22 protein-coding genes are annotated in these 22,235 nt (G+C 59.1%); 9 read left to right on the forward strand and 13 right to left on the reverse strand.

What is annotated here, in order from left to right:
* Window positions 1-60: 60 nt before the first annotated feature.
* A complete protein-coding gene (moaB, locus tag ACYZT3_RS09265) occupies window positions 61-600 on the forward strand; it encodes a molybdenum cofactor biosynthesis protein B (protein WP_282380099.1) in 540 nt (179 codons plus the stop codon).
* Window positions 584-1,810: a molybdopterin molybdotransferase MoeA gene (locus tag ACYZT3_RS09270; protein ID WP_282380097.1), complete on the forward strand. Its 1,227-nt coding sequence runs from the start codon at window positions 584-586 to the stop codon at window positions 1,808-1,810. The genes moaB and ACYZT3_RS09270 overlap by 17 nt, the downstream gene beginning before the upstream one ends.
* Window positions 1,811-1,874: 64 nt before the next feature.
* On the opposite strand, the gene ACYZT3_RS09275 is transcribed toward ACYZT3_RS09270, so the two are convergent.
* On the reverse strand, window positions 1,875-2,183 hold the full coding sequence (locus ACYZT3_RS09275) for a hypothetical protein (RefSeq protein ID WP_462031936.1): 309 nt from the start codon (window positions 2,181-2,183) through the stop codon (window positions 1,875-1,877).
* A 228-nt stretch (window positions 2,184-2,411) separates the two neighbouring features.
* On the opposite strand from ACYZT3_RS09275, the gene yegS reads away from it, so the two are divergent.
* Window positions 2,412-3,329: a lipid kinase YegS gene (gene yegS, locus ACYZT3_RS09280; RefSeq protein WP_462031937.1), complete on the forward strand. Its 918-nt coding sequence runs from the start codon at window positions 2,412-2,414 to the stop codon at window positions 3,327-3,329.
* On the opposite strand, the gene ACYZT3_RS09285 is transcribed toward yegS, so the two are convergent.
* The 3 genes from ACYZT3_RS09285 to ACYZT3_RS09295 form a co-directional block, all read right to left on the reverse strand.
* Window positions 3,313-3,972 (reverse strand): response regulator, encoded by a 660-nt coding sequence (locus ACYZT3_RS09285; RefSeq protein WP_462031938.1) that lies wholly within the window; start codon window positions 3,970-3,972, stop codon window positions 3,313-3,315. The two genes, yegS and ACYZT3_RS09285, sit on opposite strands and share 17 nt — an antisense overlap.
* Window positions 3,969-4,862, reverse strand: coding sequence for a sensor histidine kinase (locus tag ACYZT3_RS09290; protein WP_462032353.1), 894 nt, complete (start codon window positions 4,860-4,862; stop codon window positions 3,969-3,971). The genes ACYZT3_RS09285 and ACYZT3_RS09290 overlap by 4 nt, the downstream gene beginning before the upstream one ends.
* A gap of 342 nt (window positions 4,863-5,204) precedes the next feature.
* A complete protein-coding gene (locus ACYZT3_RS09295) occupies window positions 5,205-5,675 on the reverse strand; it encodes a hypothetical protein (RefSeq protein WP_282380090.1) in 471 nt (156 codons plus the stop codon).
* Window positions 5,676-6,137: 462 nt separating this feature from the next.
* Between ACYZT3_RS09295 and ACYZT3_RS09300 the strand changes: the two genes are divergently transcribed.
* Together ACYZT3_RS09300 and ACYZT3_RS09305 are read left to right on the forward strand one after the other, a co-directional pair.
* A complete protein-coding gene (locus ACYZT3_RS09300) occupies window positions 6,138-7,073 on the forward strand; it encodes a chemotaxis protein CheV (RefSeq protein ID WP_282380088.1) in 936 nt (311 codons plus the stop codon).
* A gap of 91 nt (window positions 7,074-7,164) precedes the next feature.
* Window positions 7,165-7,971, forward strand: a complete 807-nt coding sequence (locus tag ACYZT3_RS09305; protein WP_282380086.1) for an MOSC domain-containing protein — start codon at window positions 7,165-7,167, stop codon at window positions 7,969-7,971.
* A gap of 84 nt (window positions 7,972-8,055) precedes the next feature.
* On the opposite strand, the gene ppnP is transcribed toward ACYZT3_RS09305, so the two are convergent.
* The 3 genes from ppnP to ACYZT3_RS09320 all read right to left on the reverse strand — a co-directional run bounded on the left by ppnP (window position 8,056) and on the right by ACYZT3_RS09320 (window position 10,985).
* On the reverse strand, window positions 8,056-8,340 hold the full coding sequence (ppnP, locus tag ACYZT3_RS09310; RefSeq protein WP_054614024.1) for a pyrimidine/purine nucleoside phosphorylase: 285 nt from the start codon (window positions 8,338-8,340) through the stop codon (window positions 8,056-8,058).
* A 69-nt stretch (window positions 8,341-8,409) separates the two neighbouring features.
* Entirely contained in the window at window positions 8,410-8,952 is a 543-nt protein-coding gene (locus ACYZT3_RS09315) for a 3'-5' exonuclease (RefSeq protein ID WP_282380079.1), read from the reverse strand.
* A 71-nt stretch (window positions 8,953-9,023) separates the two neighbouring features.
* Window positions 9,024-10,985 (reverse strand): acetyl/propionyl/methylcrotonyl-CoA carboxylase subunit alpha, encoded by a 1,962-nt coding sequence (locus ACYZT3_RS09320; protein WP_462031939.1) that lies wholly within the window; start codon window positions 10,983-10,985, stop codon window positions 9,024-9,026.
* Between the two features lie 328 nt (window positions 10,986-11,313).
* On the opposite strand from ACYZT3_RS09320, the gene ACYZT3_RS09325 reads away from it, so the two are divergent.
* Complete coding sequence (locus ACYZT3_RS09325; protein WP_462030744.1) at window positions 11,314-12,309, forward strand: IS110 family RNA-guided transposase; 996 nt, start codon at window positions 11,314-11,316, stop codon at window positions 12,307-12,309.
* 65 nt (window positions 12,310-12,374) lie between these two features.
* Here the strand turns inward: ACYZT3_RS09325 and ACYZT3_RS09330 are convergent, their stop codons facing one another.
* The 5 genes from ACYZT3_RS09330 to ACYZT3_RS09350 all read right to left on the reverse strand — a co-directional run bounded on the left by ACYZT3_RS09330 (window position 12,375) and on the right by ACYZT3_RS09350 (window position 18,715).
* On the reverse strand, window positions 12,375-13,172 hold the full coding sequence (locus tag ACYZT3_RS09330) for an enoyl-CoA hydratase/isomerase family protein (RefSeq protein WP_282380075.1): 798 nt from the start codon (window positions 13,170-13,172) through the stop codon (window positions 12,375-12,377).
* Window positions 13,169-14,326 carry a citronellyl-CoA dehydrogenase gene (gene atuD, locus ACYZT3_RS09335; RefSeq protein ID WP_462031940.1) on the reverse strand — a complete coding sequence of 386 codons (1,158 nt, stop codon included), beginning with the start codon at window positions 14,324-14,326 and terminating at the stop codon, window positions 13,169-13,171. The genes ACYZT3_RS09330 and atuD overlap by 4 nt, the downstream gene beginning before the upstream one ends.
* A gap of 69 nt (window positions 14,327-14,395) precedes the next feature.
* Window positions 14,396-16,012, reverse strand: coding sequence for a geranyl-CoA carboxylase subunit beta (gene atuC, locus ACYZT3_RS09340; protein WP_462031941.1), 1,617 nt, complete (start codon window positions 16,010-16,012; stop codon window positions 14,396-14,398).
* A 3-nt stretch (window positions 16,013-16,015) separates the two neighbouring features.
* The gene (locus ACYZT3_RS09345; RefSeq protein ID WP_282380069.1) at window positions 16,016-16,900 is read right to left on the reverse strand and encodes an SDR family oxidoreductase; all 885 of its coding nucleotides are present in this window, start codon (window positions 16,898-16,900) and stop codon (window positions 16,016-16,018) included.
* Between the two features lie 12 nt (window positions 16,901-16,912).
* Complete coding sequence (locus ACYZT3_RS09350) at window positions 16,913-18,715, reverse strand: acyclic terpene utilization AtuA family protein (RefSeq protein ID WP_282380067.1); 1,803 nt, start codon at window positions 18,713-18,715, stop codon at window positions 16,913-16,915.
* Between the two features lie 178 nt (window positions 18,716-18,893).
* Here ACYZT3_RS09350 and ACYZT3_RS09355 point away from each other — a divergent pair, with 178 nt between their 5' ends.
* The 3 genes from ACYZT3_RS09355 to ACYZT3_RS09365 all read left to right on the forward strand — a co-directional run bounded on the left by ACYZT3_RS09355 (window position 18,894) and on the right by ACYZT3_RS09365 (window position 21,520).
* Window positions 18,894-19,520: a TetR/AcrR family transcriptional regulator gene (locus ACYZT3_RS09355; protein ID WP_462031942.1), complete on the forward strand. Its 627-nt coding sequence runs from the start codon at window positions 18,894-18,896 to the stop codon at window positions 19,518-19,520.
* 91 nt (window positions 19,521-19,611) lie between these two features.
* A complete protein-coding gene (locus ACYZT3_RS09360; protein WP_462032354.1) occupies window positions 19,612-20,406 on the forward strand; it encodes a substrate-binding periplasmic protein in 795 nt (264 codons plus the stop codon).
* 100 nt (window positions 20,407-20,506) lie between these two features.
* Window positions 20,507-21,520: a GNAT family N-acetyltransferase gene (locus ACYZT3_RS09365; protein ID WP_462031943.1), complete on the forward strand. Its 1,014-nt coding sequence runs from the start codon at window positions 20,507-20,509 to the stop codon at window positions 21,518-21,520.
* A 50-nt stretch (window positions 21,521-21,570) separates the two neighbouring features.
* Here the strand turns inward: ACYZT3_RS09365 and ACYZT3_RS09370 are convergent, their stop codons facing one another.
* Complete coding sequence (locus tag ACYZT3_RS09370; RefSeq protein WP_282380058.1) at window positions 21,571-22,119, reverse strand: RNA polymerase factor sigma-70; 549 nt, start codon at window positions 22,117-22,119, stop codon at window positions 21,571-21,573.
* Between the last annotated feature and the right edge of the window lie 116 nt (window positions 22,120-22,235).

A 22,235-nucleotide genomic window follows, 5' to 3' on the forward strand; every position in this document is an offset into this window, starting at 1 on the left:
CGAAAAAATGAGGCGCTGTGATATAACACCGGGCTGTTTCTCCTACAACTGGATGAGCCTATGACAGCCAAGGCTGATGTGCCTTTCGCGCCGCTCAATATCGCGGTGCTGACGGTCAGCGATACCCGTACCCTGGAAACCGATACCTCAGGCCAGGTCTTCGTCGACCGGTTGAGTGCCGCCGGTCATAACCTTGCGGCCCGTATTCTGCTCAAAGATGACCTCTACAAAATTCGCGCGCAAGTCGCCAACTGGATTGCCGACGATGTCGTGCAGGTCGTGTTAATTACTGGCGGTACCGGTTTCACTGGACGCGACAGCACTCCGGAAGCGGTGAGTTGCCTTCTGGACAAACAGGTCGACGGTTTTGGTGAGCTATTCAGGCAGATATCGGTGGCGGATATCGGCACCTCCACTGTTCAGTCCCGTGCCCTGGCCGGCCTGGCAAATGGCACGCTAGTCTGCTGTTTGCCGGGCTCGACCAATGCCGTGCGTACCGGTTGGGATGGCATTCTGGCCGAGCAGCTCGATTCGCGGCACCGCCCGTGCAATTTTGTGGCTCATCTCAAACAGGCGGCACCCTGTGAATCCCGTGGGTAAGCCAGGCAAGACGGGTAGTCTGCTGGCTGTCGAGGTGGCTCTGGCACGCTTGCTGGCAATGGCTGAAGCTTCCCCGATTCGTGAACGTGAACGCTTACCATTGGCGCAGGTTCAGGGCCGCGTGCTGGCCGATGACTTGGTCTCGACGCTTGATCTACCACCTTGGCCCAATAGTGCCATGGACGGTTATGCCTTGCGCATGGCCGACTGGACTGGAGAGTCACTGGTGGTCAGCCAGAAGATTTTTGCCGGACAGGCTCCGGAGCCCTTGAAGCGCGGCACCTGTGCACGAATCTTCACCGGTGCGCCCGTTCCCGCAGGGGCTGATTGCGTCGAGATGCAGGAAAATGCCGAGGTTCAGGCGGATGAGCGAGTACGTTTCACCGAAACCATGGCTTCAGGACAAAACATCCGTCCCCAAGGCCAGGAATCCACTGTCGGTGAATTGATTCTGCCAGCCGGCACGCGCCTCGGGCCGATCGAACAGGGACTGGCTGCATCGCTGGGATGTGCAGAGCTGGACGTGATTCGCAAGGTTCGTGTTGCTGTTCTGTCCACCGGGGATGAACTGATTGAACCGGGTCAGGCACTGGGGCCGGGACAGATCTACAACAGCAATCGAGTGTTGCTTTGCAGTTGGTTGCAGCGCTTGGGTTGTGAGGTGATCGATGCCGGTATTCTTCCGGATGATTTAGCAACCACTCGCGCTCGCCTTGGTGAACTGAAGGGTGTCGATTTGATTCTTTCGACCGGTGGTGTATCGGTGGGAGAGGCTGACTTTCTGGGCATTGCCTTGCGTGAAGAGGGCGAGTTGACGTTGTGGAAACTCGCCATCAAACCAGGCAAACCGCTGACATTCGGGCATTTTCGCGGTGTACCTGTGATTGGTTTGCCCGGCAATCCGGCGTCGACCCTGGTGACCTTTGCTTTGTTGGCAAGGCCCTATCTCTTGCGTCGACAGGGCGTAAAAGAGGTTGAACCCCTGAAGTTCCAGGTGCCGGCAGGGTTTGCCTGGCCCAAAGCAGGCAATCGGCGCGAGTACTTGCGTGGACGTCTGGAGAACGGCCGGGCAATCATCTACAAGAATCAGAGTTCTGGTGTACTGCGTAGCGCCGCCTGGGCCGATGGTCTGGTTGAGGTGCTGGAGGATCGCACGCTGATCGAAGGTGACTGCGTAAGCTTTATCCCGCTGAGCGAAGTCCTGAGCTGATTCCTGCAGCAGGCTTGCCGCAACCCCGGTTGATCGAACCGGGTTTTGCATTCATGGCTACCCCTTAATGAGCCAGGAGTGTCACGACCTGGTCAAAACGGCTATTGGCGATCCAGGCCAGCAGCCCGATAACCACGGTTGTTCCGCCAGCCGAATAGGCAAGCCTGTGTTTAATGGATTTGACGTCACTACGGACTTCATCCATGTCTCGTCGGATGTATTTGAGGTGAGTCTCCAATTCAACGACGCGAGGTTCCATATCAACTTCTCCAGTGGGTTGTGCGCTGTTTTTGAATTCAGCTTGATGATTGGCGCGTTTTTCTGCGTACGGTACGACCGGAATGACCGGTGACCTGATCTCATGGTTATGCATGGCACGTCCCTGTGTGTTTCCTGCTGATGTTTGATAACCGCAGACGCCAAGGTGTACCAATCGCACTTGCCGGTCAATTGAGCCGATTCCTCAGGTTTTGTAAGAAAAAGCCCCGCCTTGTAGGACGCCATACTGCTCGCCTTCAAATAATTCAAATTCTTGCGACTTTTATGTGGCGCGACGAGGTCAACATCTCTCATACGGAATTCAATCATGGGAGTGACAACAATGAGCGAACGCAAGGCGGTGTTGATTCTGCATGGCAAGCAAGCGCTCAACGAGGCGGTTCGTTCTGCCGTCGAGGGCAAGCGTAAGCAGGGTTGGGAGCTAGCCGTTCGAGTGACCTGGGAGGCCGGCGACGCACAGCGGCTGGTGGATGAAGCGCTGGCGGCAGGCTACATGCAAATCATCGCCGGCGGCGGTGATGGCACCTTGCGTGATATTGCCGAGGCCATGGCGGCGCATTCGACGCAGGCCAGCCTGGTACTGATGCCCTTGGGCACCGCCAATGATTTTGCGCGTGCCGCCGGTGTGCCTCTGGAGCCCGCTCAGGCGCTGGATCTTCTCGACACTGCGCCGAGTGCCATCGATCTGGGGGAAGTTGGCGGGCAGGTGTTCCTGAATATGGCCACGGGGGGGTTTGGCAGTCAGGTCACTGCGAACACCTCGGAGGACTTGAAAAAAATCCTCGGGGGCGCGGCTTACCTGTTCACCGGTTTATCGCGATTCAGTGAACTGCACGCGGCCTATGGCGAGTTGCAGGGTCCTGATTTTCAGTGGAGTGGCGAGCTGTTGGCATTGGGCATCGGCAATGGCCGACAGGCCGGCGGAGGACATGTGTTGTGTCCAGAAGCGCTGGCTGACGATGGCCTGCTGGACATCAGTATTCTACCTGCGCCACAGGAACTCGTCGGCACCTTGAAAAACCTGCTGGCCGATGGCTTCGGCATCGACAATATGTTTGTGCGAGCCCGACTGCCCTGGGTCGAAATCAAGGTCTCGGAAGGCCTCTATATCAACCTCGATGGCGAGCCTCTGGAAGGCGACAACTTGCGTTTCTCGGCACGTCCGGCGGCACTGCGCGTACATTTGCCTGAAAACTCGCCGCTGCTGGGGGCATCGCAATTGATCAATCATCCAGGCTGATGATCTGCTCGCGAACGGCGAACAGCACCAGGCCCGCCACATCGTAGATCTGCAAGCGCTTCATGACCTGCGAGCGATGAGTTTCGACCGTCTTGATACTGAGACCCAGGCCGTTGGCGATCTCTCGGGTGGATTTTCCGCGAACGATCAGCCGAAGGATTTCCAGCTGACGCGCTGTCAGGTTGTGCGAGTCGGCAGGTTCCGGCGGGTGTTTCTGAGATCGGGTCAGCGCCTGGTTGATGACGGTGTGAGCGATGGCCGGGCTAAGGTAACGTTCGTTGTTACGCAAGGCTTGCAGGGCATGTTCGAGCTCGGTGGCCGTGGTGTCCTTGAGCAGGTAGCCATGTGCACCGGATTCCAGTGCCTGCATGATGAGTGCAGGATCGGTGTGCATCGACAGGATTAGCACCTTGCTCTGCGGGCGTACTCGCTTGAGTCGCTGCAAGGCTTCAAGGCCGCTGGTTTCCTTCATGGAAATATCCAGCAGGACGATGTCCGGGGACAGCTGCTCGACCATCTCGAGCAACTGCGAGCCATCATTGGCCTCACCGATTACCGCGTAGCCTGGAATATCCAGCACCAGAGCGCGCACACCTGCCCTGATAAGCGAGTGGTCATCCACCAAAAGTAAGTTACAAGTCAATGCATAACCTTATTCGAACTGGCCCGTTCGAGCGCACGAGGCGCCCAGGGAAAGAGAGTTTCGATTTGAGTGCCTTTGCCCGGCTCGCTGGTAACGCTCAGTGTGCCGCCGAGCTGATCGATCCGTTCCGACATCCCCGCCATTCCGCGTTGCCCTTCACGACCTGGATCCATCGATGGCGCGAAACCCAGACCATCGTCGCTGATCGACAGCGCCAGTCCCTGAGGCAGACGTTGCAGGCGGACCAGCAGATTTTTCGCGTCGGCATGGCGCAGTATATTGGTGACCGCTTCCTGGGTTATTCGAAAGGCGGCCACCGCCATTTCTTCCGGCAGACCGGTTAAGCGCTGATGGCATTCCAGGCTCCAGTGCACCGACGTGTTGGCCAGTGTCTTGAGTAAATGCGCACGCAGACTGGCTTCCAGCCCGAGACTGGTCAACTGCCTGGGATTGAGAGTGGCCGATACATCCCGAACTTTGGTCAGAGTTTCTTCCAGCGTGTCGCAAAGCACCGAACACTGGCCCTGAAGTTCTTCGGGCATTCGGCGTTTGAGCCAGTCACTTTGAAGTTTTGCCGCGGTCAGCAACTGGCCGATGTCGTCATGCAGTTCTCGACTGAGCCGGTGACGTTCGTTTTCTTGAACCTCCAACAGCCGGTCGGCCAACTCTTGAGGTTGAAACTTTATCGATTTGCGCGAGAGGCAATGCCCCACCCAGACGCAGGTCAGCGCCGCCACATTGAGCACCAGCAGGCTCAGCGGCAGGCGAGTGGACAGACTGTAAATCAGCAGGCTGCCAATCGCCGAGCAGGTACACAACATAAGCGTGACCAAGCGCGCGTTTTTTCGGGAGGGTGGCCATAGGGTGATTGACTTGAGGCTGGCGTACATAGCGGATGGAGCCAATGGATGTTCGCTGCGGGAAGACCGGTCATAACGGATGACGGTCTCTGTCTGGAGTCACTCTGCCATTAATTGACGTCAACTAATGGGCGGCATAATACCACTTAAGATACCGTTGGTCGCGTTTGGTATATAGGTCCGCAGGGGCAGGAAATAAGAGGTTATGGACTGCAGTTCCATAATGGAAAAAGTTGGGTGGCAGGCATTGTTTATGGTTTTCGAGTTGTCGTTAACAGGTAGGGGATATTCAATTGCGACATGACTTCGCTAAAGTTAGAGAGGCGGTCACGGCAATAAAAAATCGGAGCTCGGCAGAGTGCTCCGATAAATTCAGGCTTGTCGCCCTGAAAAGGAAACGAGTGCAAACGGTTTGGAATGAGCGGGTGGATGAAACTGACTGTGTCCGACCTGGCAGGCGAAGGCTTCGATCAGAGAGGTCTGTTCACTGTCATCGAGGCTGAGTTGGCCGGTGTTCTGATCGATAAGCTCGAGTTGCCAGGCGATCAACGTCAGGCAGTCTTTCAGCGCACCCAAGGCCTGCTCGTGCAAGTCCATGTGATTCTGGGCGTGGCTCAGCAAACCATGAATGTGCAACGAGAACTCCGAAACGGCTGCCAGGGCGAGCGCATCAGCCTTTTTGGCCAGTTTGAGCAGGGTGCTAAGCATGCAGTCGATGGCGTCCATGTCATTGCTGATCAGTTGCAAATGACTCAGGCATTCCTCGGTTTTGTCCAGGAGCGTCTCAGCTTCGACGAGAAACTCCGCGAGCTGCTGAGCCAACTCTTTAGGATCGTTCGGCATGCTTAGCTCCACAACGTCATGTCAAATGAGGGAATGTCGTGTGTGTCGACGAGGACGATCAGAGTACCGGCATTGCCGTGCCATCGTGGGATCGCGCTCCGGCCTGTCTCGCTGCAGGTTGGGGAATTCGATAGGGTGGATGGCCACTGACCTGCGATCGCACACAAAAGCCTGACTCCGTTCATGCAATGAGAATGGCGTCACATTAATGGCTATTGGATATTGCGAACATCAGGTTAGACCTGATTGCTACTAGGGGAATCCCTTACACAGAGGAACCAACCGACCGAAACGAGGTCTCGCGGGAGGGAATGAAGCAGGTGAAATCACGTGGCCAGTAAAGCATGATGTTAATGTGACATCAATGTTCGATCGTGGCATTTTACAGGGGGGTCAAGGTCCGGCAAAAACAGCCGATAACCTCCTTTAGTGAATTCATCAGAACAAGCCCAGGAGTCATTGATGGCCGGCATTCTCGACACGGTAGACCAACGCACGCAACTGGTGGGTGAGAATCGCCTGGAAATTCTCATGTTCCGGCTGGCCGGACGGCAATTGTTCGCGATCAACGTCTTCAAAGTGCAGGAAGTGCTACAACTGCCGAAGCTGACCCTGATGCCCCAGCGTCATCCGTTTGTCTGCGGCGTGGTCAACCTGCGCGGCCAGACCTTGCCGGTGATCGACCTGTCCCAGGCGATCGGCATGCGTCCGCTGGTGCCAAGCCCTACCAGCACGATCATCGTCACCGAGTACAACCGTTCGGTGCAGGCGTTCCTGGTCGGCGGCGTGGACCGCATCGTCAACATGAACTGGGAAGCCATTCTGCCGCCGCCGGCCAGCGCCGGTCGTCAACATTACTTGACCGCTATCAGCAAGGTCGACGACCAGTTGGTGGAAATCATCGACGTCGAAAAAGTCCTGGCGGAAATTGTCCCGTACAACGCGAAGGTATCGCGCGACAAACTCGACGATCCGGTTCTGGAACGTGCCCGTGGCCGTGAAGTGCTGCTGGTGGACGACTCTAACGTGGCACTTTCGCAATTGCGTGACACCCTGGGTCAGTTGGGCGTGAAGATGCACATTGCCAGCGATGGCTTGAAGGCACTGAACATGCTCAAGGCCTGGGCCGATACCGGTGTGAACATGACCGACAAACTGCTGATGATCTTCACCGACGCGGAAATGCCGGAAATGGACGGCTATCGCCTGACGACGGAAATCCGCAACGACCCGCGTCTGCGTGGCCTTTACGTGGTGATGCATACCTCGTTGTCCGGTAGCTTCAACGACTCGATGGTCAAGAAAGTCGGCTGCGACAACTTCCTCTCCAAATTCCAGCCGGACAAACTCGTCGATGTGGTGCGCCAGCGCCTGATGCTCGACGAAGTGCCTGCCTGACACCCCCCGCAGAGGCTGGCCTGAAGTCAGCCTTTGATTCGGCGATCAAGCTCGTATAGGGTGGCGTTTTTTGCCCACCAGGGAGCTGGCCATGCTGCGTCTGAGCGCGCTTTATCGTTATCCGTTGAAATCCGGCAAGGGCGAGATCCTGCAGCAGGTCAGCCTCGACAAGCTGGGCCTGGACGGTGATCGACGCTGGATGCTGGTGGACGAGGCCAGCGGCCGTTTCCTGACCCAGCGCGTAGTGGGGCAGATGAGTCAGTTGTCGGCGCTGTGGAATGCCGGCGGTGGTTTGACCCTCAGGGCTCCGGGGCGCTCAGCGATCGATATTGCCTTGCCGGCCAGCGACGCTGAACTGCGCGGCGTGACGATCTTTAGAGACAGTCTGCGAGTGCCCGATGCCGGTGATGAGGCCGGTGCCTGGGTCAGTGAGTTCATTGGCAAGCCGACGCGACTGGTGCAAATTCCTCTGGGTCGCGCGCGCACCACTCAAGCGGGCTACGGAAGGGACGACGATCAAGTGGCTTTCGCCGATGGCTTTCCGCTGTTGCTGATCGGACAGGCTTCCCTGGTGGACTTGTCGCAAAAGGTCGGCCGTGCGCTGGAAATGCTGCGCTTTCGGCCCAATCTGGTGATCGAGGGCAGCGAAGCGTATGCCGAGGATGGCTGGAAGCGCATCCGCATCGGCGATGTCGAGTTCCGCGTGGTCAAGTCGTGCTCACGCTGCATTTTGACCACCATCGACCCGCAAACCGGCGAGCGCAGTGAAGATCGCGAACCGCTGGCGACCCTGCAGAAATACCGCGCGCAGGAAGACGGCGCAATGTTCGGCCAGAACTTGGTCAATGACGGCAATGGCCGGCTTGAAGTCGGTATGCCGGTGACGATCCTGGAATAAGACAATCTGAACGACTGTCCTTGAATAAAAAGTGCCCGTGTCCTAGGACACGGGCATTTTTTTTCGCTGTGAAAACCCGAGGGTTTAGCCGCGGTATTCGCACAGGTAAGCGGTGTCGACGGCCACTTTCAGCTGGAACTTGCTGTTGGCGGGTACGTTGAACTGGCTGCCGGCGGCGAAGGTTTCCCAGTCGCTGCTGTCCGGCAGTTTGACGGTCAGGGCGCCGGTCACCACGTGCATGATTTCACGCTGGCTGGTGCCGAATTCGTATTCGCCCGGTGCCATGACGCCGATGGTCGCAGGACCTTCAGCGGTGCCAAAGGCGATCGACTTGACGGTGCCGTCGAAGTACTCGTTGACTTTAAACATGGGCGATTCCTCGAAAAGGGCTAAAAAGGGCTGGCCAGTATGCACAAGGCCCTTGGCGCCGTCACCTCTCTAGAGGGGGAGAACCAGTGGTAACAGACGCGCTGTATTGCGCGCATCTTCAAGCGCCCGATGTTGTTGGCCGCTGAACTGCATACCCGCCAGTTGCAGCGCGCCGTTGAGCCCCAGCGGGCGTTCCAGCCGGCGAGCCTTGGCAAAGCGCTGCTTGAGGTTCATGTGCGGCACCCGGCTCAGGGCGCTGTCGAGTTGCAGTTTTTGCCATTCCTGAAGCAGCTGTTTGCGGTCGTAGTCGCCCCAACTGGCCCAGCCTTCCAGGCGCGAGTGATGTTGGCCGAGCCAGCGTTCGAACGACACCCAGACCTCGCTCAGCGACTCGGCGTCATCGATGTGGGCCTGGGTGATGTGGGTCAGTTCCCGACAAAACGGCGTCAGCAAAGGCCGACGCGTCGGGCGCACGAAGCGCTGAAAGCTATCCAGTTCTCGACCTTTTCGGTCCACCAGGGTGGCACCGATTTCGATGATTTCCATTTCAGTTACTGGCCAACCACCCTGATCGGTGGTGGCTTCGAGATCAATGACCAGCCAGTGAGGCATCGCAGGGTTCCTGGTATCCGCGTCCTGATAGGGCTTGAGCGTAGCCAAACCCGGCGGATCCGCCTAGCGGCTTATTCGACCTCCAACAAAATCTGACGATTTTTCACCTGATCACCGACCCTGACCTGCAAGCGTTTGAGCACACCGTCGATGCCCGACTTGAGCGGATGCTCCATTTTCATGGCCTCCAGCACGACCAACAACTGGCCTTTAATGACCAGACTGCCCTCAGTGACCAGCACGTCGACGATCGCCCCGTCCATCGGAGCCTTGAGGGTGCCGGTGCTGACGCTGACCTGGCTGCTGACCAATGCCTGGGTCCGTTCCACCAGCCGTAAACTGCCGGGTCGGGTGAACAGCCAGAGGTGTCCGGCTTCAAGACGGTAGGCATGGCGTCGCCGTATACCGTTGATTTCCAGACTCGCCCAGCGTCCGTCACACTGGATGACCTTCAGTTCAAAGGGCGTTGTGGCAACTTGAATCCGATACGGTTCGCCCGGCTCAGCGTTCAATTCCACTGACCAATCCTGATCATCAAGGCCGATTCGATAGTGCAACGGCACGCTGGCGTTGTTGCGCCAACCGGCCAGTGGCGCCGGATGAACCTGCGCCGAGGCCTGATAGAACAACGCTGCGGCGATTGCCAGTGCTTCGGCGCCGGGTGCACGGGGGTGCAGACAGGCATGGTCGGCAAAATACGTCGGGATGAACCCGGTGCTGAACTCGCCACTGATGAACTGCGGGTGTTCGAGCAGACTGGCGAGCAAGCGCTGATTGCTTTGCACGCCGAGCAGCACGCTGTCTTGCACCGCCCGCAGCAACTTGCGCCGGGCTTCTTCGCGGGTAGCACCGTGGGCAATGATCTTGCCCAGCATCGGGTCATAGAACGGGCTGACGTTCTGGCCTTCGATCAGACCATGGTCGATTCGTATATCGCCCTGCAACGCTGGCTCCCACGCGGCAATGCGACCGGTTTGTGGCAGAAAATCGTGCGCCGGATCTTCGGCGTACAAACGGACTTCCATGGCATGTCCGTTGAGTTGTACGTGTTCCTGACGCAGCGGCAGCGGCAGCCCTTCAGCGACGCGTAACTGCCAGGCCACCAGATCGAGGCCGGTGACTAATTCAGTCACCGGGTGTTCCACCTGGAGTCGGGTGTTCATCTCCAGAAAGTAAAACTGCCCGCGCGCATCCAACAGAAACTCGACGGTGCCAGCGCCGACGTAATTCACCGCGCGACCGGCCTTGAGCGCCGCTTCACCCATGGCCTGACGCAAGTGGGCGGTCATCACCGGGCAGGGCGCTTCCTCGATGACTTTCTGGTGGCGGCGCTGGATCGAACAATCGCGCTCGCCAAGGTAGATCAGGTTGCCGTGCTGGTCGCCGAACAGTTGAACCTCGACGTGGCGCGGATCAACCAACGCTTGCTCAAGGATCAGCTCGTCACTGCCAAACCCGTGCAGCGCTTCGGAGCGGGCAGTGCGCAACTGCTCCAGCAAATCCTTGGCCTCGTGCACCAGGCGCATGCCACGCCCGCCACCGCCGGCACTGGCCTTGATCATCAGCGGATAGCCGATGCGTGCGGCTTCGCGGCTCAGGGTGGCGTTGTCCTGTTCGGCGCCCTGATAGCCTTTGATGCACGGCACACCGGCTTTGATCATGGCGAGTTTCGACAGGCGTTTGCTGCCCATCAGTTCGATGGCCTCGGGGCTGGGGCCGATGAAGGTGATGCCGGCATCCTGGCAGGCGCGGGCGAATCCGGCGTTTTCCGAGAGGAAGCCGTAGCCGGGATGGATTGCGTCGGCACCCGTGCGCCGGGCGGCGTCGAGCAATGCCGGGATGCTCAGATAGGATTGCTGTGCCGGGGCCGGGCCGATGTTCACCGCTTCGTCGGCCATCTGCACATGCAGGGCATCGGCGTCGGCATCGCTGAACACCGCGACCGTGCGATAGCCCAGGGCCTGGGCGGTGCGCTGGAGGCGGCAGGCGATTTCACCACGGTTGGCGATCAGGATTTTGCTGAATCCGGGCATGGGGTTTTCCCTTTTGTTTTGCGGTGAATGTCAGGGCCTCTTCGCGGGCAAGCCTCGCTCCTTGTATGTTGACCCTGACTCCAGCGAGAGAGGTTACGCTCAAGGATTCATTCAACAGCAAGTGCGTTTCTGGGGGAGGCCGATCGCTCCTGAAGGCAGGATTTGCTCCTGACCTTGTCTGTAGAGAGGCCCCCCCGCCTCATTGCCCACCACGAAGAGTATCGAGAAGCCGACAAGTCGGACTTCGCATTACAAGGTTGCAGTGGCATGAAGTTCGAGGTCGGGGGAACCGGAAGCAATCTTACCTAAAGTCAGGGAAGTGAAAAGCATGAATACTCATGTCGGCATAGACATTGGTGCCAAAACGTCTGCCATGGGATGGCGGCAGAACGGCAAAACAGTCGGCCAGTGGGACATTCAGCACACGCCCAAGGGTCGTAAGGCCGCGGTGAATAAGATGATGGGCCTCAAACCGCTGAGCGTGGTCATGGAGGCCACCGGTATTTACTACCTGGATCTTGCGTTGGAGTTGCATGCCGCGGGCTTACCGGTCTCGGTGATCAACCCAAAAAGCTTCCACAACTTTGCCAAGTTGATGTTGCAAAACAGCAAGACTGACCAGATCGATGCGCAGTTGCTGGCTGAATATGGCGAGCGCATGGCACCCAGGCTTTGGGTCCCGCCTACGGCGGATCAAATGATGCTGCGTGCGATTGGCCGTCATATCAATCGACTGATTGGCCATCGGACCAGAGCCAAGAATGAGCTGCATGCGCTACAAGCGACAGATACGAGTATTGAGTTGCTAATCGCAGATGAGAAAGACGCGATTGCTGCATTGGATATACGCGTTGACCGTTTGAAAAAGGCTGCGCGCGACGCCATCGCCAAGTGCCCGAACCTGACCTTGCAGTTTCGCTGCATGATGGCGGCACCCGGCGTGGGAGAGGCTTCAGCGATTGCTGCACTGGCTGAGTTGACGACGCTACCTGTAACGCTCAAATCGGCACAGGTGAGCCGTTATGCGGGGCTGGACGTGAGATTGACCCAGTCAGGAACAAGTGTGAACCGCCCTGGCCGAATGTCGAAATGTGGCAACGCCTACTTACGCGCAGCGATGTTCATGCCGGCAATGACGGCAATCCGTTGCGATGAGAACGTGAAAGCCTTCTACGAAGCTCTGGTGGCCCGGGGCAAGAAGAAAATGCAGGCCATTGGAGCGGTGATGCGCAAGTACCTGACGGGTTTATGGGCTTGCATGCGCTCCGGCGAAGAATTTGATACGGCCAAGCTTTTTAGCGAAAAACATCTCGCGAAAGCTTGACCGTGAACAGAGTATCTACAGGTTTGCGCAAAGCTCTGTAGGAGCGAGGCTTGCCCGCGAAGCTTTTAAGGCGCCCACCCCGGTTTACGCTTTTGTACAAAAGCCATGGTCCCCTCAATACCTTCAGCCCCGGTCACCGCTTCGCTGAACCACTCGGCCGCTTCATCCAGCAACGCATTCGACGGCTGCCCCGCACTCGCCAGCAACAGTTTTTTGGTCCGCGCATTCGCCTCCGGCGCGCAGCACAACACATGGGCCAGAATTTCATCGAGACGCTCGGCCAACGCTTGCGCGTCATGCTCGACAAAATGCACCAACCCCATGCGCCGTGCCTGTGTGCCATCGAAACGTGCCGCGGTCAGCGCCAGTCGGCGAGTCTGAGTCAGGCCGATGCGCTGCACCACGAACGGCGCAATCTGCGCCGGCAGCAGACCGAGGCTGGTTTCCGGCAGACCGAATTGCGCCTGGTGATCGGCCAAGGCGACGTCGCTGACGCAGGCCAGACCCAAACCACCGCCGAGCACCGCGCCTTGCAGGACCGTGATCACCACTTGCGGCGCGTGTTGCACCGCTTGCAGCAGCGCACCGAACGCTCGATTCAAGTCGCGATAGGCGCTCGGACCTTGAGCGCGTGCATTGGCCATGTCCTTGATGTCGCCACCGGCGCAGAAATGCCCGCCGGCACCGCCGATCACCAATGCACGAACCGCGCGGTCATCGTGCACGGCCGCCAGCACCGCGCGCAGTTCAGCGACCATCTCCAAGCTCATGGCGTTGCGGCTTTGCGGGTGATTGAGGGTGATGTGCAGGACACCGTTATGGGGTTCCAGCAGCAACGTCTGGCAAACCGGCAGGGTGCTCATTTCTTTTTCCCCGGCAGGATGCCCATGAGTTTGCAGATGATCCCCAGCATGATTTCGTCGGCGCCGCCGCCGATCGACACCAGCCGCACATCGCGGTACGCGCGGGCCACCGGGTTGTCCCACATGAAGCCCATGCCGCCCCAATATTGCAGGCAGCTGTCGCTGACTTCACGACCCAACCGTCCGGCCTTGAGTTTGGCCATGGACGCCAGGCGGGTGACGTCCTGGCCTTTGATGTATTGCTCGGTGGCCTGATAGACCAGTGCCCTCAGGCATTCGATTTCGGTTTGCAGTTCGGCCAGTCGGAAGTGGATGACCTGGTTATCGATCAGCGCATTGCCGAAGGTTTTGCGCTCCTTGCAGTACTCGATGGTGCTGTCGATGCAGTACTCCAGGCCTTTGATCATGTTCGCCGCGCCGAACAGCCGTTCCTCCTGGAACTGCAGCATCTGCATCATGAACCCCGCGCCTTCGTGGCCGATGCGGTTGCGTTGCGGCACCCGCACGTTGTCGAAAAATACCTGAGCGGTTTCCGAGCTGCGCATGCCGAGCTTGTCCAGGTGCGAGCTGAGGCTGATGCCCGGCGTGTTCATCGGCACCATGATCAGCGACTTGTTGATGTGCGGTTTGTCGTCTGAGGTGTTGGCCAGCAGGCAGATGAAATCCGCGCTCGGTGCGTTGGTGATCCACATCTTGCTGCCGTTGATCACGTAGTCGTCGCCGTCTTTGCGGGCGGTGGTCTTCAAACCGGCTACATCGGAGCCGGCGCCGACTTCGGAAACACCGATGCAGCCGACCTGCTCGCCAGTGATGGCCGGACGGAGAAACTCTTCGCGCAATTCATCGGAACCGAAGCGGGCGAGGGCCGGGGTGCACATATCGGTTTGCACGCCGATGGACATCGGAATCCCGCCGCAATGAATGGTGCCGAACGCTTCGGCAGCGACGATTGAGTAGCTGTAGTCCAGACCCATGCCACCGAACTTTTCCGGTTTGGAAATCCCCAACAGGCCAAGATCGCCGGCCTTGCGAAAGATCTCGTGGATCGGAAAGCGTCCGGCCTTTTCCCATTCCTCGACGTGTGGATTGATCTCGTGATCGACGAATTGGTGGACGGTGCGGCGCAGTGCTTCGTGTTCCTGGGTGAAGATCATTTTTATTGTTCTCCTGAATGATCGTTCCCACGCTCTGCGTGGGAATGCAGCCTTAGACGCTCTGCGTCATCAAAAACGGGCGACACCAAAACTGTTGGATTGCAGCGGCCGCACGTCGGCCTCATGGCAGATATCCAGCAAGTACCCAAGCAAGGTCCGGGTATCGCGAGGGTCGATCAACCCGTCATCCCACAGGCTGGCGCTGCCATACAGCGCGGTGGACTGGCTGTCGAGTTTCTGCGCGGTGACCTGTTCCAGCAGGTCGAGCATTTTCGGGTCGTGCACCAGGCCGTCCTTGGCCTGTTTGGCCTCGGTGACGATCCGCAGCACTTTGCCGGCCTGGGCGCCGCCCATCACCGCCGTGCGGCTGTTGGGCCAGGCGAAGATGAAGCGCGGGTCGAGGCCGCGGCCACACATCGCATAGTTGCCGGCGCCGTAGGAGCCGCCGACGACGAGGGTCAGTTTAGGCACCCGGGCGTTGGCCACCGCTTGAATCATCTTCGCGCCGTGTTTGATCACGCCTTGCTGCTCCGACTCGGTGCCAACCATGAACCCGGTGGTGTTGTGGAAAAACAGCAGCGGCGTCTGGCTCTGGTCGCAGAGCTGAATGAACTGCGCCGCCTTGCTCGCACCCTTGGGGGTGATCGGCCCGTTGTTGCCGATGAACCCGCAGGCGCGGCCTTGAATCTGCAAATGGCCGCAGACCGTTTGCTGATCGAACTCGCCCTTGAATTCGAGAAAGTTCGAGCCGTCGGCAATCCGCGCGATGATCTCGCGCACGTCGTAAGGTTTTTTCGTGTCGTCAGGAATCAGTCCGAGCACTTCGTCGATGGGGTAGAGCGGTTCTTCCCAGTGCCGCGCAGGCGCTAAAGGTAACCGGGCATTCCACGGCAGCAGGCTGACAATCTCGCGCACCTGCCGCACGCCATCGGCATCGCTCTCGGCCAGGTATTCAGCGGTGCCGGCGATTTGCGCGTGCATCTCGGCGCCGCCCAGTGCTTCATCGGTGGCGACTTCGCCGGTGGCCGCCTTGAGCAGCGGCGGGCCGGCAAGAAACAGCTTGGCCTTGCCACGCACCACCACGACGTAATCCGAGAGCCCCGGCTGATAAGCGCCGCCGGCCGTGGCCGAACCATGAACCACCGTGATTTGCGGCAACCCCATGGCTGACATCCGCGCCTGATTGGCAAAGCTGCGGGCACCTTCGACGAAAATCTCCGCCGCGTAATTGAGGTTCGCGCCGCCGCTTTCGGCCAGGGTAATGACCGGCAGTTTGTTCTCCATGGCGATCTGTTGCAGACGCAGGGATTTTTTCAAACCGCTGGGGGAAATGGTCCCGCCCTTGATCGCACTGTTGTTCGCCACCACCAGAACCCGAACGCCGGACACGTAACCGATCCCGGCGATCAAACCGCCGCCAGCCGAATTGCCGTCCTTGTCGTCATGCAGTTTGTAGCCGGCCAGGCTGGCCAGTTCAAGGAACGGTGCGCCAGGGTCCAGCAGCAGATTGAGGCGTTCGCGGGGCAACAATTGGCCGCGCTTGTCGAACCTGGGTTTGGCTTCGGCAGCCTTGTTCAGCAGGTTCTGTTCGAGCTGGCGGACGTGCTCGATGCCGACCAGCATCGCCGCTCGATTGAGCGCGAACTGCTCGCTGAACGGGTCCACTTGCGACTGAATCACCGGCATGACTTATTCCTTGTCCTTGAGCACGTCGGGTCTGAGCACGTCGGGTAAGTACGCGCGGTGGAAACCGTTATACGACGTACTGATCTGCGCCTTGTGTATCGGCCAGGCGCGCCCGCCCAGGCTGGCGGCGCCGTCGATGCGCAAGGTGCTGCCGCTGACAAATGCCGCTGCCGGGCTGAGCAGGAAAACGATCGCCGCGCTGACCTCCGATTCGGTGCCGATGCGTTTGAGCGGCACGTGCTCGCTCAACGTCGGGATCACCGCTTTGAATGCGCCTTCGTAGGTGTCCATGCCGCTGGACGCGATCCAGCCCGGCGCCACGGCATTGACCCGGACCCCGGCGTAACCCCATTCGAACGCGGCGGTCTTGGTGAGGTTGTCCATGCCCGAACGCGCTGCACCCGAGTGGCCCATGCCGGGCATACCGCCCCACATGTCGGCGAGCATGTTGACGATGGCGCCGCCGTGCGTGCTCATGGACTGGTTGAACACTTCCCGGGCCATCAGGAAGCCGCCCATCAGGTTGGTGCGCAACACCGTTTCGAAACCTTTTTGATTGATCGACGCCAACGGCGCCGGGTACTGCCCGCCAGCGTTGTTGACCAGACCGTGAATCGGTCCGTGCTTGCGGATCAACTCACTGACCACATGCTTGACCGCTTCCTCCTCACGAATATCGCAGACCATCCAATCCGCCTTGCCGCCATCTTCGGCAATCTCGGCAGTGACGTTTTTCAGCTTGTCGACCTTGCGCCCGAGCAGCAGCACATGGGCGCCGAGGGCCGCCAGTTCGTGAGCGGTGCAACGGCCGATGCCGCTGCCGCCACCGGTGACGATGATGGTTTGGCCTGCAAACAAATCGCCTTTGAAAATCGAATCGTATGCCATGGCGACAGTCCTCTAGTTGACTTGGTCGGCGATGCGCTGAGGCACCGGTATCTGGATTTCCAGCAGTTGCTGGGCGAAGGCTTTGCCTTGCGGATCGATCCGCAGGCTGGCCACGCCACCGCCTCCAAGGGCGTTCTCCAGCAGAAAATTAAGGCTGTGGGTGCCCGGCAGATACCAGCGTTCAACACGGCCGTGGATCGGGTCGAGGACATGACTCATCCAGTCGACGATCACTTCTGGCGTCAAGGCTTCGGCAATCCACGGCAGGTACTCCGGCTCGCGGGCCATGACGCCGATGTTGCTGTGGTTGCCCTTGTCACCGGAGCGCGCCACGGCGAGTTTGACCAGGGCCACACTGGCATCGGCCCGGTCTGAGGGTTTCGGTGGGGCACACGCCACGGGCAGGTCGGCGGTGTCGAGCACATCCACGGCGGGCAGGGCGCATGGGTGGCGCTGGCCCTTGAGGTCAATTTCCAGCGTGCAGGCAGTTTTGTCGATAAGGAACGAGAACAGCCGGATCAGCGGATACACCGTCGGCCGTCCACCGACAATCCCGGTCAGTCCCGGCGCCATGCCAGTGGCGGCCTGGGCAATTTCCCGGGAGAACACCATCAACGCCTGTTTACCCGGATGGCGCACCGCCAGTTTGATCACCACTTCGCGGCTGTCATGGCGCTGACCGTGGGGGCCGTAAGTGGCTTCGCTGCCGAGCAGTTCGATGTTCACTTCGCTGTAGGGCGGCCAGCCACGCTGGCTGAAGATTTCCGACGTCTTGTTGATGATCGCTTCGCTGACTCGACGCGCCTTGTCTACCGCATCGATCCCGGCGATCAGGCAACTGGCGGTGCAGCGAAAACCGTCCGGGTAAGTCGCGCTGACCTTGTACTGATCGGTCGGCGGCAGGCCTTTTGCCCCGTGCACCTGAACCGCATGTTTGCCTTGTTGCACGAGTTTGACTTCAGTGAAATCGCAGACCACGTCCGGCAGCAGATAGGCCTGCGGGTCGCCGATTTCATACAGCATCTGCTCGCCGACCGTCAGCGGTGTAACCAGTCCGCCGGAGCCTTCGGGTTTGCTGACGATGAACTGGCTGTCGGCGCTGACTTCGACGATGGGGAAGCCGATGTGTTCGTAGTCGGGCACCTCGCGCCAATCGGTGAAGTTGCCGCCGGTGCACTGGGCGCCACATTCGATGATGTGGCCGGCCAGTGCAGCCTGGGCAAGTTTGTCGTAGTCGTGCCAGGACCAATTGAATTCATGCACCAATGCAGCGCTGACCACGGCGCTGTCGACCACACGCCCGGTGATCACAATGTCGGCGCCCAGGCGCAGGGCTTCGACGATGCCCGGTGCGCCAAGGTAGGCGTTGGTCGAGACGCACATCGGCGGCAGGGGCGCGCCGCTGAACATTTCATGGATACCGCTGCTGCTCAGCTGTTTGAACTGCGGCTGCAGGTCATCGCCCAGCAGCACGGCGATTTTCAACGCCACCCCGGCCTTGTCGCAGGCAGCGGTCAGGGCGGCGGCGCAGGCCTGCGGATTGACTCCGCCGGCGTTACTGATGACGCGGATTTTCTGTTCGGCGAGTTGACCCAGCAGCGGGCTGAGGACTTCGATGAAGTCGCTGGCGTAACCAGCCTGAGGCTCTTTCATCCGCGCACCGGCCATGATCGACATCGTGATTTCGGCCAGATAATCGAAGACCAGATAGTCCAGGCGCCCACCTTCCACCAATTGCGCGGCGGCGGTCGAGGTATCGCCCCAGAAGGCGCTGGCGCACCCGATGCGAATTGTTTTAGGCCCAGTCAACTCCATAGCCACCTCCGACAGAAGTGCATCGAGACTACCAAGCAAGCGCTTGGTTTGTAAACGGCTTAACTATCTTCTTCCCGAGCGCTTGCTTGGGCGCCCCGGCCAGCTTAAATTGCCCGCGCAACCCCGCTGTTTTAGCGGTGATTGGCGTATTTGATTGATCGACTGTAGGAGAGAACGGGTGGACGAGCAAAAAGCCCTGAGGGTGATGCGCGAATTGGTCGACAACGGCCAATTGACCGACCCGGACAGCGCCCGCGGCAAATTGCTGCAAGTGGCGGCTCACCTGTTCCGCAACAAAGGTTTTGAACGCACCACCGTGCGCGATCTGGCCGGCGCCGTGGGCATTCAGTCGGGCAGTATTTTTCATCACTTCAAAAGCAAGGACGAGATCCTGCGGGCGGTGATGGAGGAAACCATTCGCTACAACACCGCGTTAATGCGTGCAGCCCTGGCAGACGCCGGCAGTGTGCGCGAGCGCGTGCTGGCGCTGATTCGTTGTGAATTGCAGTCGATCATGGGCGGCAGTGGCGAGGCCATGGCGGTGTTGGTGTATGAATGGCGTTCGCTGTCCGAAGACGGGCAGGCGCAGGTGCTGGCGCTGCGCGACATTTATGAAGATCTCTGGCTACAGGTGCTGGGCGAGGCCAAGGACGCCGGTTTTATTCGCGGGGATGTGTTCATCACCCGCCGCTTTCTGACGGGGGCGTTGTCCTGGACCACCACTTGGTTTCGCGCCGGCGGCAGCATGAACCTCGATCAGTTGGCCGATGAGGCGTTGATTCTGGTGCTGGAAGAGAAACAATAGCTTTCCAAGTCAGACGGAAACTGGCTAAGTGGCCGAAACCACCTAGCTTGAATGCATTGATGCGTATTTTCTCGGGGAGTAGGTTGTTTTGATATCTTCGCCAAATCGGACGGCCTCGCGGCTTTTGCTGGCGGCGCTTGCAGTGTTCTGGGTGTTGCCTTCTCAGGCTGCGCAACTGGTGCGGATCGGTGCCGCACACTTTCCGCCCTATACCGTGCGCCCGGAGTCCGGTGCCGATACCGGTCTGTTGCCGCAACTGGTCGAGGCACTCAATGCCTTGCAAAGCGACTATCAGTTCGCCCTGGTACCTACCTCCATTCCCCGGCGCTTCGGTGACTTCAAGCAAGGCCGGGTGGACATGGCGATTTTCGAGAATCCGGATTGGGGCTGGAAGGACATCCCTCACACCAGCGTCGACATGGGCCTGGAAGATGCCGAGATTTTTGTCGCACAACGGGAGCTCGATCGCCGGGAGAGTTACTTTGCCGACCTCACCGGCAAGCGTCTGGCGCTGTTCAGCGGCTATCACTACGAATTCGCCAACTTCAATGCCGATCCAAAATTCCTCGCGCAGAACTACAACGCCACGCTGACGTATTCCCATGACAGTAACCTGCTGATGGTGCTGCGCGGGCGTGCCAACGTTGCCTTGGTGACACGCTCGTACCTGAGCGATTACCTGCTGCGCAACAAGGAAGTCGCTGATCAACTGCTGGTGTCCCAGCGTATCGATCAGGTTTATCACCACTACGCCATCCTCCGTCCGGCCGCACCCATCAGCGGCGTGGCGTTCAGCAAGTTGCTGCAAGGGTTGCGGGACAATGGCCAGATGCTGAAGATTTTCGACCCCTACAAGATCGCCGTGGTGCCGGTCCCGGGAAGCTGAGATCGCGCCACAGGTCGCGTATTTGCCGACCTCTCTTAAATTTCCCGCGCTGGCTCACGTCACATCGTTGAACTGCCGACGATTAACGTGAGCCCGACCCATGTCCACTCTGAATGTCCTGACTGCCCTGGCCTTGCCGACAGGAAGCCGTCTTGTAGCTGATGAAACCGAACGCCGCCTGTGCCTCAGCCTTGAAGGGCAGCCGCTGATCCAGCTGCGCCTGACTCGCGAGCCCGAGCTGCATGTGCAAGTCGAAGAGCGTTTCGACCACGCCGACAGTCAGGCAGTATGGGTGGCCTGTTATTGGCTGTTTGCCCGTGACCCGGGCTGTCAGCGCCTGATCTGGCAACTCGATGTAGCCCCCACCGAAGCATTGCTCAGCGGGTTGCTGATCCCCACCGAACTCGTCGGCCAGTATCGCTGTGAGCGAACACTGTTCTGGCAATTGCCTCAGCCTTGGCTGGGTGTGTCGCTGACTTCGAGTTATCCCCAGCAAATGATCATCAGTGGCGGCAAGCGTCATCCGCTGCGCCCGATGAAACCGCGCGGTGAAGTCTATCGGCGTTTTGATGCGCGCCTCGGTGCCTGGATTTCCCTGCGCACGGTGGACATCGACCTGGACCTGGCGCGTTTCAATCGTTGGCAGAACAGTCCGCGAGTGGCGAGTTTCTGGCAGGAGGAGGGCAGCCTCGACCAGCATCGCGAGTACCTGAGCAAACTTGAAGCCGATCCCCGCACACTGACGCTGATCGGTTGTTTCGATGATCAGCCGTTCGCCTACTTTGAAGCCTATTGGGCCAAGGAAGATCGCATCGCGCCGTTCTATGACGCCGGCGATTACGACCGCGGTATTCACATGTTGGTGGGTGAGGAAAATCACCGTGGCCCGCACAAGGTGGCGAGCTGGTTATCGGCGTTGACGCATTACCTGTTTCTCGACGATCCACGCACTCAGCGGGTGGTTGCCGAGCCTCGCGCCGACAACGCGAAGATGATCGGGCATATGCAGAACCAGGGTTTTCACTGCCAGAAAGAGTTCGACTTCCCGCACAAGCGCGCGGCGTTGATGATGTTAGGGCGTGAGCGGTTTTTTGATCGGTGTGCGTTGGCTTGATACAAAAAAACGCAGCCTTGGGCTGCGTTTTTCCTGCGTGCGCTTGCGTGTCAGCGGCGAGCAAAGGTATCCACACGACTGCCCGACACCTTGCGGCAATGCACCAGCGCATCGCGAATCATGAAGTTCACCAGGGTCGGCGAGACGCCAAGCTCCTTGGCGATGTCCTTTTGCGGCACGCCGTGCAGGCGATACATCTCGAAGGCGTAGCGGGTGCGGCTGGGCAGCTCGGTCAGCGCATCGGCAATGTTTTCCAGCGTCGAGAAGTTGATGTGCGAGGTTTCCGGCGAAGCGCCTTGAATCACCACGTTCAGGCCTTCCTCTTCAGGGCCCGAATACTTCTGCTCCAGTGCCTGTTTGCGGTAGTGATCGATCGCCAGGTTGCGCACGATCTGGAACAGGTAGCTGAGCTGAGCCTTGAACGAGGACGTGATCTGCGGCGCAGATTGCAGCCGGAAGAACGCATCCTGCACCACGTCTTCAGCACGCGACCGGCAACCGGTAATGCGGGCTGCAATCTTGACCAGAATCAGTCGATTGTCGACGAATGCCTGAAGTAGCGGTGAATCGCACCTGCCTGTGGACATTTGTTCCGTCATGGAAATCACCTTGCTGCCAATAGGTTCGTGGGACGGCAAACGGGGCTGAGCCGTCCTACACATCGAGCGACAAATTATTCTGAATGATAATGATTGTCAAATGAGAAAGAGAACTA

Source organism: Pseudomonas sp. MDT1-16 (assembly GCF_054898115.1).